General features: G+C 72.1%; 13 protein-coding genes. 8 read left to right on the top strand and 5 right to left on the bottom strand.

The window, feature by feature from the left end:
• Window positions 1–73: 73 nt before the first annotated feature.
• Both ACFYST_RS07985 and ssd read right to left on the bottom strand, forming a co-directional pair.
• A complete protein-coding gene (locus ACFYST_RS07985; RefSeq protein ID WP_387860797.1) occupies window positions 74–1600 on the bottom strand; it encodes a TadA family conjugal transfer-associated ATPase in 1527 nt (508 codons plus the stop codon).
• A gap of 9 nt (window positions 1601–1609) precedes the next feature.
• Window positions 1610–2710, bottom strand: coding sequence for a septum site-determining protein Ssd (ssd, locus tag ACFYST_RS07980; protein ID WP_387860795.1), 1101 nt, complete (start codon window positions 2708–2710; stop codon window positions 1610–1612).
• Between the two features lie 639 nt (window positions 2711–3349).
• Between ssd and ACFYST_RS07975 the strand changes: the two genes are divergently transcribed.
• Window positions 3350–4189 (top strand): HAD family hydrolase, encoded by an 840-nt coding sequence (locus ACFYST_RS07975; protein WP_387861109.1) that lies wholly within the window; start codon window positions 3350–3352, stop codon window positions 4187–4189.
• A gap of 455 nt (window positions 4190–4644) precedes the next feature.
• Here ACFYST_RS07975 and ACFYST_RS07970 read toward each other — a convergent pair whose 3' ends face one another.
• A complete protein-coding gene (locus ACFYST_RS07970; RefSeq protein ID WP_387860794.1) occupies window positions 4645–5526 on the bottom strand; it encodes an oxidoreductase in 882 nt (293 codons plus the stop codon).
• Window positions 5527–5780: 254 nt separating this feature from the next.
• Here ACFYST_RS07970 and ACFYST_RS07965 point away from each other — a divergent pair, with 254 nt between their 5' ends.
• Together ACFYST_RS07965 and ACFYST_RS07960 are read left to right on the top strand one after the other, a co-directional pair.
• The gene (locus ACFYST_RS07965) at window positions 5781–6767 is read left to right on the top strand and encodes an ATP-binding protein (RefSeq protein ID WP_387639075.1); all 987 of its coding nucleotides are present in this window, start codon (window positions 5781–5783) and stop codon (window positions 6765–6767) included.
• 338 nt (window positions 6768–7105) lie between these two features.
• Window positions 7106–9481 carry a SulP family inorganic anion transporter gene (locus ACFYST_RS07960; RefSeq protein ID WP_387860793.1) on the top strand — a complete coding sequence of 792 codons (2376 nt, stop codon included), beginning with the start codon at window positions 7106–7108 and terminating at the stop codon, window positions 9479–9481.
• A gap of 178 nt (window positions 9482–9659) precedes the next feature.
• Here ACFYST_RS07960 and ACFYST_RS07955 read toward each other — a convergent pair whose 3' ends face one another.
• Entirely contained in the window at window positions 9660–10181 is a 522-nt protein-coding gene (locus tag ACFYST_RS07955) for a hypothetical protein (RefSeq protein WP_387860791.1), read from the bottom strand.
• 309 nt (window positions 10182–10490) lie between these two features.
• Between ACFYST_RS07955 and acs the strand changes: the two genes are divergently transcribed.
• From acs to ACFYST_RS07930, 5 genes are all read left to right on the top strand, one after another.
• Entirely contained in the window at window positions 10491–12443 is a 1953-nt protein-coding gene (gene acs / locus ACFYST_RS07950; protein WP_387860790.1) for an acetate--CoA ligase, read from the top strand.
• 230 nt (window positions 12444–12673) lie between these two features.
• A complete protein-coding gene (gene nhaA / locus ACFYST_RS07945) occupies window positions 12674–13963 on the top strand; it encodes a Na+/H+ antiporter NhaA (RefSeq protein WP_387639086.1) in 1290 nt (429 codons plus the stop codon).
• A 124-nt stretch (window positions 13964–14087) separates the two neighbouring features.
• Window positions 14088–14564, top strand: coding sequence for a phage holin family protein (locus ACFYST_RS07940; RefSeq protein WP_380471970.1), 477 nt, complete (start codon window positions 14088–14090; stop codon window positions 14562–14564).
• 99 nt (window positions 14565–14663) lie between these two features.
• On the top strand, window positions 14664–15611 hold the full coding sequence (locus tag ACFYST_RS07935) for an alpha/beta fold hydrolase (RefSeq protein ID WP_387640681.1): 948 nt from the start codon (window positions 14664–14666) through the stop codon (window positions 15609–15611).
• Between the two features lie 130 nt (window positions 15612–15741).
• Entirely contained in the window at window positions 15742–15936 is a 195-nt protein-coding gene (locus tag ACFYST_RS07930) for a hypothetical protein (protein ID WP_387860788.1), read from the top strand.
• A 69-nt stretch (window positions 15937–16005) separates the two neighbouring features.
• Here the strand turns inward: ACFYST_RS07930 and ACFYST_RS07925 are convergent, their stop codons facing one another.
• Complete coding sequence (locus tag ACFYST_RS07925) at window positions 16006–16707, bottom strand: metal-dependent hydrolase (RefSeq protein ID WP_387639088.1); 702 nt, start codon at window positions 16705–16707, stop codon at window positions 16006–16008.
• Window positions 16708–16729: the final 22 nt, after the last annotated feature.

The raw sequence follows: 16729 nt of genomic DNA, 5'->3' as shown, positions 1-16729 counted from the left end.
CGCAGCAGTCGCCACGCCACCACCCCGATCACGCAGAGCCCGACCACCCACAGCAATTCGATCTGACGCAGCGTCATGACACCTCCACCTGGGGTTCGCAGGAGGGAACGTCAACCGAACCGGTGTCCTGCTCGACCGGATCGGGTTCGGAGACCGCCTCGGGGTGCGGGGGCAGCTCGACGCCGCGTTCGGCGCAGAGGTCCCGCAGCCTGGTCCAGCCGGGGCCGGGTCGGCTGCGTCCGTCACGGTCGAAGTGGACGGCGGCTGTGGTGCCCGTCAGGCCGCCCGGGTCGGCGATCAGCAGGTGCAGGCCGGTGACCCGGCGTCGGCCGTCGGCGCGGTCGCGTCCGAGGTGGACGACGGCGTCCAGTCCGGCCCGGAGCTGGCTGTGCAGCGACTGCCGGTCGAGTCCGGCGAGCGAGCCGAGGGCTTCCAGGCGGGCAGGCACGTCGGCCGCCGTGTTGGCGTGGACGGTGCCGCAGCCGCCTTCGTGGCCGGTGTTGAAGGCGGCCAGCAGGTCGACCACCTCGGCGCCGCGGACTTCTCCGACCACCAACCTGTCGGGTCGCATCCGGAGTGCCTGCCGCACCAGGTCGCGCAGGGTCAGTTCCCCCAGTGACTCCTGGTTGGGCGGGCGGGACTGGAGCCGGACGACGTGCGGATGGTCCGGCCGGAGTTCGGCGGAGTCCTCCGCCAGCACGATGCGTTCGTTGACCGGGACGAGCCCGAGCAGCGCTGCGAGCAGGGTGGTTTTGCCGCTGCCGGTACCGCCGGAGATCAGCAGCGACAGTCGGGCCCGGAGCGCGGCGGCCAGCAGGTCGGCGCCGGACGGTGGCAGGGCCCCGGCGGCCACCAGTTCGGCGAGGGTGAAGGGCGTGCTGCGGCACGTGCGCAGCGAGATGTGGGTGCAGTCGGCGGCGATTGGCGGGAGGACGGCGTGCAGGCGGGTGCCGTCGGACAGCCGGGCGTCCACCCAGGGTCGGGCGTCGTCCAGGCGGCGCCCGGCGGCGGTGGCCAGTCGGTGGGCGAGCCGGCGAACGGCATCGGTGTTCGGGAAGCGCACCTGGGACGCGCGTTCCAGGCCCTTGCCTCGGTCGATCCAGATCTGGTCGGGTCCGTTGACCAGGACGTCGGTGACGCCGGGCTCGGTCAGCAGTGGGTCGAGCGGCCCGGCGCCGACGATCTCGGCGCGCAGACTGCGGACGGTGTTGAGCACGTCGGCCCCGCCGAGCGGTGGCCGGGCGGCGCGCAGCGCGGCGGCGACCGAGCCCGCGGTGGGTGCCGCGCCCGCCTCGGCGAGCCGAAGCCGGACGACATCGACGAGTTCGGCGGCCCCGTCCGCGGGCAGGCCGCCGGGCGGCCCGTCCCGTTCGGGCGCGGCCGACGCATGTCGGCGGACCAGGTAGCGCACCGGCGGGCCGGCTTCGGCCGGTGCGACGTCCTCGGCGGGCCCCGGCGGGGTGCCGCGCAGGGCCCGGGCGCGGGGTACGGGGATGCGCCGGTGGGTGCGGGTGATCGGCTGCCGGGCGGGCCTCGGCTCGTCGGTGTGCCCGTCGGTGGTGTCGGGGTGGGTGTCGACGGCGTGCAGGCGGTTGGCCATGGGTTCTCCTCAGGCCGCCACGACGGGCGGCATCGCTTCGGTCAGGAATTGCCCGCAGAAGCGGGCCAGCGGCCCGCCGTCCCGCAGGCCGGGCGGGGCGCCCCGTTCGGCGTCCAGGGCGAGGCCGGGCTCGGGGGCGAGCTCCCCGGCCAGGCGCAGGTGCAGGCCGCGGGCGACATCGGCGGCCGTGAGGCCGGACGGGCCGGGGGTGCGGACGACGGCCCGCAGGTCGGCGAGCCGTATCCGGACGGCCCCGGCGACCCGGTCGGCGGCGGCCAGCGCGCGCAGTTCGGCGGGGACCACGAGCAGCCCGGTGTCGGCCTGTTCGAGGGCCTGGGCGGCCGCCGCGTCGAGGTGTCTGGGCAGGTCGAGGACAACCAGCCCGCCGCGTCTGCGGGCGGCGGCCAGGACGCTGCTCATGGCTTCGGCGGGGATGGTCAGGGTGTCGGAGCGGTCCCAGGACAGCGCGCTGAGCCGGTGTGGCTCGGGCAGTGCCCTGGCGAGCTCGGCACCGCTGATCCGGCCGCGCGAGGCGGCCAGGTCCGGCCAGCGCAGGCCGCCGGCCTGTTCGGCGCCGAGCAGGACGTCGAGTCCGCCGCCGAGTGGGTCACCGTCGATCAGCATCGTGCGGTGTCCGGCCCGGGCGGCGCGGACCGCGAGCGCGCAGGCCAGTGTGGAGGCCCCGGCGCCGCCGCGGCCGCCGAGCACGGCGACGGTGAGCGCGGGTGGTCCGACGCCTTCGGTGGCGTCGGCGATCCGGTCGAGCAGCCAGGGCTGCGCGTCCGGCAGGAACAGCACGTGCTCCGCGCCCAGCCGGACGGCGCGGACCCAGATCTCGCCGTCGTCGAGGTCGAGTCCGAGCAGCAGCACGCCGGGGCGGCGGGGCAGGCCGGCGCACTGCTCGGCGAGGTCGTCGCCGACCAGCACCAGTGGGGCGTTCTCCCACAGCGGGGCGGGCGGTGGGGCGCTGCTGAGCAGCCGTGGTTCGGCTCCGGCGGCGGCGCACAGACGGGTGAGCTGTTCGGCGAGGGTCTCGTCGCCGGTGAGGATCAGCGGCCCGGGCGGGGGCTCGGGGCCGGTGGCGTGCGGGTCGGTGACGAATGCGGACAAGGCGGGCCTCCGCGTGGTGCGGGATCGGTCTGACGGCGCGTCGGACGCGGCGGCCCGGGTGGGTCGGCGCGGCGGCGCGGACACCACGGTGGGGCACGGCACGGAATGCGTCAGCCGAGTTCGCAATGCCTGTGGATAACCCGCCCCTGTGGATAACCGAGCTCACTCGGACGGGGGCCAAAACAGTTCGGAATTGACGCATCAGAGATGCCAATATGACGCTCAATCCACTACGGAGAGTGACATATGACTGAGTGCGAAGAACCCTCGACAGCGGCTCGGAAACCGCCGGAACACCCCCTCCGAACCGCCCGTCACGCCACTCCCTGGAGGCTCAATTGCCTAGGAAAATGGCCCCGGACATGCGACGACCCCCGCCGGGGGGGAGAGCGGGGGTCGTCTATCCACGGCCCGACTCGGGGGGGAGGAGCCGGACCGGGTTAGCACGGTCGCGCGAACGATCCGTGACTTCCATGGTGTACCCGACCGCCCAGAAACACAAACCCGCACGCCCGCGGGTCCACCGAATGGCCGCCTGTTTTGCCGATCCCTCTATCCTCGGTTCCCGTGGACACCACCGAGAACGCCGACTTCGCCGACCGCGGTGCCGACTCCGACGCACCGGACTCCACCGAGCCCGTGACGGACACCACAGCGCCCGTCCGACCCGGATACGGCGTGCCGCGGACAGCCGCCTTCTTCGACCTCGACAAGACGATCATCGCCAAGTCCAGCGCCCTCGCCTTCAGCCGGCCGTTCTACCAGGGCGGCCTGATCAACCGTCGTTCGGTGGTGAAGAGCGCCTACGCCCAGTTCGTCTTCCTGGTCGGTGGCGCGGACCACGACCAGATGGAGAAGATGCGGGCCTACCTGTCGGCGCTCACCCGGGGCTGGAACGTCCAGCAGGTGCGGGAGATCGTCGCGGAGACCCTGCACGGCATGATCGACCCGATCATCTACGACGAGGCCGCGTCGCTGATCGAGCAGCACCACGCGGCCGGCCGGGACGTGGTGATCGTCAGCAGCTCCGGCTCCGAGGTGGTCGAGCCGATCGGCCAACTCCTGGGCGCCGACCACGTGATCGCCACCCGCCTGCACGTCGAGGACGGCCGCTACACCGGCGAGATCGAGTACTACGCGTACGCCGAGAACAAGGCCGCCGCGATCCGCGAGCTGGCCGAGCGGGAGGGCTACGACCTCGCCAACTGCTATGCGTACAGCGACTCCTCGACCGATCTGCCGATGCTGGAGACGGTCGGCCACCCGGCCGCGGTGAACCCGGACCGGGCGCTGCGCAAGGAGGCGGTGGCCCGCGAGTGGCCGGTGCTGGTGTTCAGCCGGCCGGTCGAACTGACGCGCAGGCTGCCAGAGTTCCACGCGCCCAGCCGTTCGGTGCTGGCCGCTGTGGCGGTCGGCGCGGCGGCGCTGACGGCCGGGGTGCTCTGGTACAGCGCGCGGCGCCGTCGCCCGGTGGCCTGAGGCCGCGCCGGGCGGATCGGTCCCGCGCGAAGTGGAACGACCCGACGCGGGGTGGAACGACCTTGCGTCGGGCGACGGTTCGCCATATCGGACAAACCGCACGGGAACCCGTCAAAGCATCCCTTTTCGGGTTCCCCTTTTGTCTGATCTGCGGTAGAAATGGGTTAGGCCCGCGAGACCCGGTCAGGACCCCAAAGGGGTCGTTCCGACAACGCAGTTCAGGCCCCACGGACCCGTGTACGGACAACTGGGCACCCACATGCAGCCGACCCGCTGTCGGGCCGCCGCACCAGGCGAAGGGCAACAGGACCCCGCCTGATGGGCATTGCACGGTGCATGCACTGGTAACCCGGTCTCCGTACCAGCGGCGACGCCCGGAAGTCTCGGACGTCGCCGCAACTGCATTACTGGGGTTTCCCGTTCAGCCCGGCCACCCGCCTCGGACGGCCGGAAGGTCAGACCATCCCGCGCTGCATCGCCTCGCACACCGCGGTGCTCTCGCGGACGCCGAGGCCGAGCCCGGCGGCGCAGTGGGTGAGCCAGCGGGCCATGCCCTCGGGGGTGCCCTCCAGGTAGCCGAGCAGGGCCTGCCGGTAGGCGGCGGTGCCGAGTTCGGCGAGGCCGACCTCGGCGGGGCAGATCGCCTTCGGGTCGAGGCCCTCGGCGGTCAGCACGATCCGCTGGGCGGCCCGGGCGACCAGGCCGTTGTAGCTGCCGAACGGGCGCAGCGCGAGCAGTTCGCCGTGTACGACGGCGGCGACCACCAGGGCGGGCGCGCCGCCGGTGGGGCGTTCGGCGCGGGCGGCCAGCAGTCCGGCGAGCTGGTCGAGGCGGGCGGCCGCCTCGTCGGCCGGGGGCGGCGGCGGGAGTTCGCCGACCGGTCCGTCGGGCGCGGCGCCTTCGGTGGCGGCGATTTCGCGCGGGAACAGCGGTGCGGCGTTCTCACCGGCCCGGCGCGGGCGGCCGGCGGACGGGTCGGCCTCGCCGACGGCGAGCAGGTGGAGGCGGGCCAGCACCTGGAGCGGGGAGGTGCGCCAGACACTGAGCAGCTGGCCGGCCTCGGCGGAAAGGCGCAGGGCCGCGCCGATCGTCCGGGCCTCGGGGTCGACGCCGAAGTCGGTGCGGCGGCGGACCTCCTCCAGCGGCCAGTCGGCGCCCTCCAGGGCGGCGGAGGCGCGGGCGCCGCGCAGTGCGGACTCGGACGTCACCTCGCCGGCCCGGCGCCGCATCACGCGGTGTCCGTAGAGGCGGTCGACGTTCTTGCGCACCTCGGCGACGGCCTCGGGGACCCCGGCCAGCTGGGCCAGCGGGGCGAGCGGGTCTGTTCCTGTGGTCACCTACCCGAGAGTAATGAATCGTCCGGGCCGTCGGGCAGCAACCCCCGGGTCACCCTTTCGTGGCAATCCGCCTTTCCCCCATGTGCGACACCCCAAACCACCGCTAGCATGAGCCGCAATCGGTGACGATAACGATTTCCAACAAGCGCCCTGCCGCGGCGGCAGTGCCATCGCACCCCGCGGCAGCCCGTGGCACACAGAGCCACAGCACCCCAGAGCTACAGCACTACAGAGCCAAAGAGCCGGAGACTCAGATGAAGATCGCCTTCGTCGGCAAGGGCGGCAGCGGCAAGACCACCCTGTCCGCACTGTTCATCCGCCACCTGGCCGCCGCCGGCTGTCCGGTGGTCGCCGTCGATGCGGACATCAACCAGCATCTGGGCCCGGCCCTCGGCCTGACGGATGCCCAGGCGGCTTCGCTGCCCTCGCTCGGCGCGCACCTGCCGGAGATCAAGGAGTACCTGCGCGGCGCCAACCCGCTGATCCGCTCCGCCGAGGAAATGATCAAGACCACCCCGCCCGGCCCCGGCTCCCGGCTGCTGCGGATCGTCGAGGAGAACCCGGTGTACGCGGCCTGCGCCCGGCCGGTCGCCCTGGACGAGGGCTCGGTGCGACTGCTGGCGACCGGCGCGTTCACCGAGGAGGACCTCGGGGTGGCCTGCTACCACTCCAAGGTCGGCGCCGTGGAACTGCTGCTCAACCACCTGCTGGACGGCCCGGACGAGTACCTGGTCACCGACATGACGGCCGGCTCCGACTCGTTCGCCTCCGGCCTGTTCACCCGCTTCGACCTGACCTTCCTGGTCGCCGAACCGACCCGCAAGGGCGTCTCGGTGTACCGCCAGTACAAGGAGTACGCCCAGGACTTCGACGTCCACCTGCGGGTGATCGGCAACAAGGTGCAGAGCGCGGACGACCTCGAGTTCCTGCGCCGCGAGGTCGGTGACGACCTGTACGCCTCGTTCGGGCACTCCGACTGGGTGCGGCGACTGGAGCGCGGGGACGAGCCGCCGCTGCGCGAGCTGGAACCGGCCAACCGCGAGGTGCTGGGCCGGCTGCGGACCGCCGCGGACGCCGCCCACCAACTGCGCGACCGCGGCCGCTACAGCGCCCAGGCGGTCCGCTTCCACCTGCGCAACGCGGAGAGCTGGGGCAACGCCAAGATCGGCGCGGACCTGGCCACCCAGGTGGACCCGGACTACGTGCTGGGCGCCGAACAGGCCCGGACCGCCGGGGTCTGAACCGCCCGCCCGAGGGGCCGGCCCGTCCTGCTGGACGGGCCGGCCCCTCGGCGTTTGCGACGAATTCCCGCTTGGTTCGAGTACCACACGATGTGGTGAAAAGCCCTTTTTGCGCTTCCACCGAACGCGCACGCTGTGCAAAGGTCTCATTACTCTCGGTTTACCAAGTCTTGAACCCGGGTCGCCACTGGCCGTCGCCGCGCACCCCGGGCCCCGCGCGGCCACCCACCGTCAGGCCGCCCCGCCACACCCGCTGCGACCCACGACAGCCGATCCGACCGAGACCTCACCGCCGGACCTGACTGCGTTCGTTCCCCCGGAAGAAGACGGGAAGAGACATGACCCTCGACATTTCCAGCGCCCCCATCGCCTCCGACACCACCGACCACGCCCCGCCGGGCACCCCCGCCACCCCGGACGGGGGCACCTCCGCCGGGCAGCGGGTGCGCGCGCTGCTGGCGCACGACCTGCCGGCCTCGCTCGCGGTGTTCCTGATCGCGGTGCCGTTCTCGCTCGGCATCGCGCTGGCCACCGGCGCGCCACTGACGGCCGGCCTGGTCGCGGCCGCCGTGGGCGGATTGGTGGCCGGCCTGCTCGGCGGGACCCACTTGCAGGTCAGCGGGCCCTCCGCCGCGCTCACCGTGGTCACCGCCGGGGTGATCGCCCAGTACGGCTGGCAGACCGCCTGCCTGGTGACGGTCGCCGCCGGCCTGCTGCAGCTGCTGCTCGGCTCGCTGCGGGTGGCCCGCGCCGCGCTCGCGGTCTCCCCCGCCGTGGTGCACGGCCTGCTGGCCGGAGTGGGCCTCACCATCGCGATTGCCCAACTGCACGTCATCCTCGGTGGTTCGCCGCAGAGTTCGGCCCTCGCCGACCTGCGCTCGCTCCCCGGCGAACTGGCCGGCCCGCACCCACCCGCGCTGGTGGTCGGCCTGCTCGCACTCGCCGTGCTCTTCGGCTGGCCGAGGCTCGGCCGGCTGCCCGGCCCGGTCGGCCGGTTCGGCACACGGCTGGCTCGGCTGCCCGCCGCCCTGGTCGCGGTCGCCGCCGCCACCACGCTGTCGCTGATCGCCGAACTGCGCCTGGCCCGGGTCGAACTCCCGGTCTGGGAGCACCACCAGTTCTTCTCGCCCCCCTCACCGGGCATGCCGGCCGGCCACTGGGCGGCCCTGCTCGGCCTGGTGCTCACGGTCGCCGCGGTGGCCGGTGTCGAGTCCCTGCTGTCCTCCGTCGCCGTCGACCGGATGACCCGCCGGGCCGGCGACCTGGATCGCGAACTGCGCGCCCAGGGTGTGTCCAACCTGCTCTCCGGGCTGCTCGGTGGCCTGCCGGTGGCCGGCGGCGCGGTGCGCTCCACCGCCAATGTGCAGGCGGGGGCGGCCACCCGGATGTCGGCGGTGCTGCACGGCTGCTGGGTGCTGCTCGCCGCGCTGGCGCTGACCGCCGGGCTGCGCCGGATCCCGCTGGCCGCACTCGCCGCGCTGGTGCTGGTGGTCGGCGTGCAGATGGTGAGCTTCGCGCACATCCGCCGGGTGCACCGGCACCGCGAGTTCCCGGTCTACCTGGCCACCGTGCTCGGCGTGGTGCTGCTCGGCGTCCCGCTCGGGGTGGTCCTCGGCGGCTCGGTCGCCGTGCTGCTCGCCCTCTACCGGCTGACGCGGGCGCACGTCGAGGTGATCGCCGAACCGGACGGCTCCTGCACCGTCCGCACCCACGGTCCGCTGACGTTCGTGGCGGTGCCCAGGCTGAGCCGGGCGTTCGCCCGGATCCCGGCCGGCGCCCGGGTGACGGTCCGGCACGACGGCTCATTCCTCGACCACGCCGCGTTCGAGGCGTTGCACGCCTGGCGCGCCGACCATCAGGCCACGGGCGCCCAGGTCTCGATGCTGACCGACCGCCAGGCACAGGAGGTACTCGACCCGGACGGCACCGTCCTGGTCGACGACGCCCCGGGCGGGCACCGCTGCAGCGCCTGGACGCCCTGGGTCGGCCACCACTGCATCGAGCCGGACGAGGACGATCCGCACGTCCGGTTGCTGCACGGCGTGCGCGGCTTCCAGCAGCACACCGCCCCGCTGGTCCGCCAGGAACTGGCCCGGCTGGCCCGCGACGGCCAGACCCCCTCGCAGCTCTTCCTCACCTGCGCGGATTCCCGGATGGTCACCAGCATGATCACCAGCTCCGGCCCGGGCGATCTCTTCACCGTCCGCAATGTCGGCAACCTGGTGCCCGCCCCGTACGAACCGGGCGCGGCAGACGATTCGGTGGCCGCCGCCGTCCAGTACGCGGTGGAGGTGCTGGAGGTCGCCTCGATCACGGTCTGCGGGCACTCCGGCTGCGGCGCGATGAAGGCCCTGCTGGACGGGGTGACGGAGCAGACAGGGCCGCCCACGGCGCTGGCCCGATGGCTGCGCAACGGACGCGGGTCACTGGCCCGACTGCGGCGGGCCCCAGCGGAGTTCGAGGGCCGCGCGGCGGCGGATGTGGCCGAGCAGCTGTGCATCACCAATGTGGTGCAGCAGCTCGACCAGTTGATGGCCAATCCGGCCGTCGAACGCCGGGTGTCGGACGGGTCGCTGCGCCTGGTCGGGATGTACTTCGACTTCGCCACCGCCCAGGCCTATGTGATGGACAGTCGGTCGGGCCGCTTCGCGCCGGTGCACGCGGAGGCCGAGCACCCAGCCGGGCAGACGCCGAAACCGGAACTGGCCGCGTAGCCGACAGCGCGACCGGGCAGCCGTCGGCCACCGACCGCCGACCGCCGGAAACCCGACGCCGGCCGCAGTCCACGAACGGCAACCGCAAAAGCAGCCGCTGGGCGCAGACCGCCAACTGCCGGTCGTGAAGAAGAAGACAGGGGCGCGTGGAGACAACTCCAGCGCCCCTGATTGTGCGTCAACCGCCGGTTCGGTGGTTGAGCAAATTGGCCAGGTCCGCGGGGGTGACGTAGCCGGGCCAGCGATGGTCGTCGAACAGGTGGACGCCGGCGTCCTGGTAGCACTGGTCGACGAGTTGCGAGCAGATCATGTGCTTGGTGGAGGCGACGTACTTGCGCAGCGGCGGGCCTGCGGGGAGGTGCAGGCGGACGGCGGCGAGGGCGAGGTAGTCGGTGAAGGAGTAGGGGGTGCCGAGGTAGGAGCGGGCAGCGGTGGTGATGGCGGTGCGCTGGTCGTCGGTGAGCGGTATGCGGCCGGTGGACCAGAGCACGGGGTGTCCGTCGTAGTCGCCGAGCGGATCGAGTGCCGCTCCGCCCGGCTGGGCCTCGACCACGTGGCCGTCGCCGACGAAGACGAAGGCGTGTTCGTAGTCGGAGAAGCCGTCGCCGTTGAGGAATTGTCCGATCCGGATCAGGCGGCCGGTGCGGCCGTCCATGCGGACGACCGCGAAGTCGCCCGGCCGGGGTGAGGTGTCGGTCATGCAGAACCCCCGTCACTGTCGCGTACGGTGATGGGTTGCGTACTGACAGTGGAGTACCGGGGCCGGGGGTCGTCAAGGTGCCGTGCGGGATTGATCGCCCCTGGGGGCGGGAAGTCGTCGGGTACGACCGGCCGAGCGGCATCGGAGGCATCCACCCGGGGCGCAGCCTCCTGTCGATCAAAGGTCTACACCAATTTTCCGGAGCCTCTTGTCAACACGGCTCTTGGCCTGGTGAGCTGTGCGCTGGGACACACGGGACCATCCTCCGCACGGGGTTCCCGGTATTTGAGACTCGATGAGGAGTGCGCGTTGAGCAACGAGAGCCTGGCCAACCTGCTCAAGGAGGAGCGGCGCTTCGCCCCGCCCGCGGAGCTCGCCGCCTCCGCCAACGTCACCGCCGACGCCTACGCCCAGGCCTCCGAGGACCGGCTGGCCTTCTGGGCCGAGCAGGCCCGCCGGCTGAGCTGGGCGGTCGAGCCCACCGAGACCCTGGACTGGTCGAACCCGCCGTTCGCCAAGTGGTTCGCGGACGGCAAGCTCAACGTGGCGTACAACTGCGTCGACCGCCACGTCGAGGCCGGCAACGGCGACCGGGTCGCGATCCACTTCGAGGGTGAGCCGGGCGACAGCCGGGCCATCACCTACGCGCAGCTGAAGGACGAGGTCTCCAAGGCCGCCAACGCGCTGCTGGAGCTGGGCGTGGCCAAGGGCGACCGAGTCGCCGTCTACCTGCCGATGATCCCCGAGGCGGTGGTCTCGATGCTTGCCTGCGCCCGCATCGGCGCCGCCCACTCGGTGGTCTTCGGCGGTTTCTCGGCCGACGCGGTCGCCTCCCGCATCCAGGACGCCGACGCCAAGGTGGTGATCACCGCCGACGGCGGCTACCGCCGCGGCAAGCCGTCCGCGCTGAAGCCGGCCATCGACGAGGCGCTGACCAAGGTCGACGGCGTGGAGAAGGTCCTGGTCGTGCGCCGCACCGGCGAGGAGGTGGCCTGGACCGAGGGCCGCGACGTCTGGTGGCACGAGCTGGTCGACAGCCAGTCCGCGGAGCACACCCCGGAGGCGCACGACGCCGAGCAGCCGCTGTTCATCCTCTACACCTCGGGCACCACCGGTAAGCCCAAGGGCATCCTGCACACCTCCGGCGGCTACCTGACCCAGGCGGGCTACACCCACCACGCGGTGTTCGACCTGAAGCCGGAGACCGACGTCTACTGGTGCACCGCCGACATCGGCTGGGTCACCGGCCACTCGTACATCGTCTACGGCCCGCTCGCCAACGGCGCCACCCAGGTGATCTACGAGGGCACCCCGGACACCCCGCACCAGGGCCGGTTCTGGGAGATCGTGCAGAAGTACGGCGTCACCATCCTCTACACGGCGCCCACCGCGATCCGCACCTTCATGAAGTGGGGCGACGACATCCCGGCCCGCTACGACCTGTCGAGCCTGCGGGTGCTGGGTTCGGTCGGCGAGCCGATCAACCCGGAGGCATGGGTCTGGTACCGGGAGCACATCGGCGCGGGCAAGACCCCGATCGTCGACACCTGGTGGCAAACCGAGACCGGCGCGATGATGATCAGCCCGCTGCCGGGCGTCACCGAGACCAAGCCGGGCTCGGCCCAGCGCGCCCTGCCGGGCATCGCCGCCACCGTGGTGGACGACGAGGCCCGCGAGGTGCCGAACGGCTCCGGCGGCTACCTGGTGCTGACCGAGCCGTGGCCGTCCATGCTGCGCACCATCTGGGGCGACGACCAGCGCTACATCGACACCTACTGGTCGCGCTTCGAAGGCCGCTACTTCGCCGGTGACGGTGCGAAGAAGGACGAGGACGGCGACATCTGGCTGCTCGGCCGGGTGGACGACGTGATGCTGGTGTCCGGTCACAACATCTCGACCACCGAGGTCGAGTCGGCGCTGGTCGGGCACCCGGCGGTGGCCGAGTCCGCCGTGGTCGGCGCGAGCGACGCCACCACCGGCCAGGCGATCGTGGCGTTCGTGATCCTGCGCGGCAGCGCCACCGACAGCCCCGACCTGATCGCGGAGCTGCGCAACCACGTGGGCAAGACGCTCGGCCCGATCGCCAAGCCGAAGCAGATCAAGGTGGTCTCCGAGCTGCCGAAGACCCGCTCCGGCAAGATCATGCGCCGCCTGCTGCGCGACATCGCCGAGGGCCGCGAGGTGGGCGACACCACCACGCTGGCCGACTCCACGGTGATGAACCTGATCCAGTCCCAGCTGCCGGGCGGCACCGAGGGCTGATCCACCGTCAGACAACGGGCCGGGCCCGCTCCGAGGTCTCACGGAGCGGGCCCGGCCCGTTGTCGTTCCCGGGCACCCAAACACTCATAAAGTGAGACAGAACGACATACCTCTTGCCGCACCCCGTTAGGATGTCAAGGAACCATCAAGGTTCTGAGGCGCGCCGGGAAGTCTGGTCGGCACTGCACCACCCGTGTGTCCGCATGCCGCCCGCCTCAGGAGGTCCCCCCGTGGCCAGCCCGTCCAACGAGCGCCGCCAGTTCCTCGGTCTGCTCCCGCTGCCCGAACGCCGCTTCATCGCCGACGCGCTGCGCACCGAGACGGTCGGCGGTGTACTGCTGCTGGGCGCCGCCCTGGTCGCGCTGATCTGGGCGAACGTCTGGCCGCACGCCTACGAGACGGTCCGCGGGCTGACCTTCGGCCCCTCCGAGCCGCTGCACCTGGACCTCCCGCTGGAGGCCTGGGTGCAGGACGGACTGCTGACGATCTTCTTCTTCGTCGCGGGCATCGAGCTGAAACGTGAGTTCGTGGCCGGGGAGCTGCGCACGCCGAGCGCGGCGCTGCTGCCGGTGGTGGCGGCGGTGTGCGGTGTGGCGCTGCCGGCGGTGCTGTACACGGTGGTGAACGTGGTCGGGAACGGCCATCCGGCGGGCTGGGCGATCCCGACCGCCACCGACATCGCGTTCGCGCTGGGCGTGCTGGCCGTGGTGGGCAGCCACCTGCCGTCCGCGCTGCGGGCGTTCCTGCTGACCCTGGCGGTGGTGGACGACCTGATCGCGATCCTGATCATCGCGGTCTTCTACTCGACCGGGATCACCTTCTGGGCGCTGGGCGCGGCGTTCGCGGGCCTGGTGCTGTTCTGGTTCCTGCACCGGCGCGGGCTGGGCCGCTGGTGGGTGATGGTGCCGCTGGGAGTGGTGATCTGGGCACTGATGCACGAGAGCGGCGTCCACGCGACGGTGGCCGGTGTGGCGATGGGCCTGATCCTGCGCTGCCACCGCGAGGAGGGCGAGGAGCACTCCCCCGGCGAGCACGTCGAGCACCTGGTGCGTCCGCTGTCGGCGGGGTTCGCGGTGCCGATGTTCGCGCTGTTCGCTGCGGGGGTGCCGGTGTCCGCGAAGGCGCTGGGCGAGGTGTTCACCGAGGCCGCGCCGCTGGGCATCCTGATCGGCCTGCTGATCGGCAAGTCGGTGGGTATCTTCGGCGGCACCTGGCTGGCCGCCCGCTACACCAGGGCCACCCTGAACCCGCAGCTGACCTGGTCCGACATGTTCGCGCTGGCCACCGTGGCGGGCATCGGTTTCACGGTGTCGCTGCTGATCAGCGACCTGGCGTTCGTCGGCGACCCGCACCTGGCCGAGCTGTGCAAGGAGGCCGTCCTGGTCGGCTCGCTGACCTGCGCGGTGGTCGGCACCCTGCTGCTCAAGCGCCGCAACCGGTACTACCGGCAGCTGTGCGAGGACGAGGAGCGCGATTCGGACGGCGACGGCATCCCCGATGTGTACCAACAGCGGGGGTGACACGCCGTCCGCCGGGGACCCGGAGTGGTGCCCGACTCACCGGTAGGGGCATGATGCTGAGCTGACACCCGTGCGTGACGCACCCTCAGCGCGCCGCACCAAGCCCGCGAAGTGGAGACCGCCGATGGCCGCAGGAGCCACCAACCCGAACGGCAACGGCCGCATCCCGCACGAGGGCGAGCGCACCGTCGGCGAGCTGTTCGCCGCCGCCTCCGCCGAGCTCTCCAGTCTGGTGCACGACGAGATCGCGCTGGCCAAGGCCGAGATCAAGGCGGACGTGGTGCGCGGCGGCATCGGCACCGCGGCCGGGGTGGTGGCCGGCGTGGTGGCGCTGGCATCGATCCCGATGTTCTCGTTCGCCTTCGCCTGGGGCCTGCAGGCGCTGGGCATCACCACCGGCTGGTCGTTCGCCATCGTCGGCGGTGCGTACGTGCTGATCGCGCTGCTGCTGGCGTTCATGATGATCCGGTACTTCAAGAAGGTCCGGAAGCCGGAGCGCACCATCGCCGGTGCGCAGGCCACCGCGCAGGTGCTGAAGAACGCCCGGCCGCGGCCGGCCACCAAGGAAGAGATCGACCGGGCGCTGGGCCGGATCCAGTGACCGACGGCCGGTAACGGTTTACGCCCGGGTGTGAGTGCCGGGCAGGTACGGAGGGCGCGGGTATGACAGGCTGCGGGTATGTCGTTGGACCAGAAGCCCGTGGATGAGCCCGCCTCCGTTCCCGTCCGGCCGGGTGCCGGGGAGCCGTGGAGCGTCCGCTCGGCCGGGCCGTGGACGCACCGCGATCTGGCCGCGAACGGCGCGCGTTTCCACATCGCCGAACTCGGCGAGGGCCCGCTGGTGCTGCTGGTGCACGGCTGGCCCGAGTACTGGTGGGCGTGGCGGCACCAGCTGACGGCGCTCGCCGAGGCGGGCTTCCGGGCGGTGGCGCTGGACCTGCGCGGGATGGGCGGTTCGGACCGCACGCCGCGCGGCTACGACCCCGGCAACCTGGCGCTGGACGTCACCGGCGTGATCCGTTCGCTCGGCGAGCGGCAGGCGCACCTGGTGGGCCACGGCACCGGCGGCACGCTGGCCTGGGTGGCCGCGGTGATGCGCCCCTCGGTGATCCGCAGTCTGACGGTGGTGTCGGCCGCGCACCCGCGGCACCTGCGGCGGGCGCTGCTCACCGACCGCCGGCAGATCGCCGCATTCGAACACGTGCTGGGCTTCCAGCGGCCGTGGATCCCGGAGCGCCGGCTGGTCGCGGACGACGGGGCGCTGGTCGGCGACTACCTGCGGGCCTGGACCGGGCCGAACACGCTGCCCGAGGAGGCGGTGACGTCCTACCGCCAGGCGATCCAGGTGCCCAGCACCGCGCACTGCTCGATCGAGCCGTACCGCTGGCTGATGCGCTCGATGGCCCGGCCGGACGGCATCCAGTTCGCGCGCCGGATGAAGAAGCAGATCACCGCGCCGGTGCTGCACGTGCAGGGTGCCGCCGACCCGGTGCTGCTGTCGCGCACCGCGCTGGGGGCGGGCGAGTTCGTCTCCGCGCCGTACCGGTGGCGACTGCTTCCGGGGGTGGGACACTTCCCGCACGAGGAGGTGCCGGAGGAGTTCACGTCGGAGCTGATCGGGTGGGTCCGGCAGCACAAGGACGGCTGACCCTCCGACGCCAACGCCGGTACGCCGAAGCAGACTTGACGGCGTTCATATGACAAGCGCATAGGCCAGTCGCATGCCGCCAGGGCGGTTACTCCGGGCGGCCCCAGGGAATCCCTCCGGTATGACCTGGATGCCCGATCGAGAAGCCCAGCCGCGCCGAGGCCGCCGTGGCAGCAGCAACTCGCAGCAGCACGTTCCGCAGCCGGACTGGCCCTACCAGCCGACCGAGCGGACGCCACGCGGCGCGGGGTACCGGCTCGGAATTCCGAAGATCATCGGACGGCGCGCCCGCTGGGTCGGCGCGAGGCTCCGCCGGGAGGGCTGAGGGCCGGCGGGCGCGAAACGCAGGCGGCGCGAAATCAGGGGCGCCTGCGCTTCGCGTTCGCGAAAGGTCTCAGCCCAGCACGCTCGGCGAGATCGCGGTGGACCAGAGCAGCAGCCCGAAGGTCGCCACCGACATCACCGGGACCAGGATCTTGGTCTCCATGTCGTTGCCGGTGCGCTTGATCAGCACGACCTCGTAGCGCTCTTTGTGCGGCCACAGCAGTGGCGAGCCCTGCTTGGTCAGGCAGTCGCCGAGCAGGTGCGCCAGGGTGCCCAGGGCCACCGCGTACGGCAGCCAGCCCGGGGCGTCGGGCAGCCAGGTGAGCATGCCGAAGGTACCGAGCGCGGCCAGGCCGACCACGATGATCCACGGCGCGTGCCCGTGGCCCGGCGGGTGCAGGCGCAGCGCCTTGATCGCCATGGCGAGCAGGAAGAACGTCAGGCCGATGGTGAAGTACCGGCCCAGGAAGGTGATGCCGGCCCAGCTGCCAGCGCCCATCAGGGCGACGAACAGCAGCGAGTGGGTGGCGTGCCGGTGGCCGCCGGAGGCCCAGGCGACGAAGCGGCACAGCGCCTTGGAGATGGGGCCGAGGAAGTTGGCGATCGTCCCGTCGTGGTGGTCGAGGTCCGGCAGCAGCGCCGCGCCCGCGCACAGCACGGTGCCCATCAGCACGCCGGCCGGCGTCAGGTGAATGCCCATCAGCGGTGGGACGAACGGCGCGGTGGCCGCGAACAGCAGCGCGCCGCTGACCGCGTGCGAGTGACCCATCATGACGTCTGTCGAACCTCCCGTC

Source organism: Kitasatospora sp. NPDC004614, from assembly GCF_042873675.1.
GTDB lineage: Bacteria > Actinomycetota > Actinomycetes > Streptomycetales > Streptomycetaceae > Kitasatospora.
This window is presented reverse-complemented; position numbering and strand designations above follow the sequence as displayed.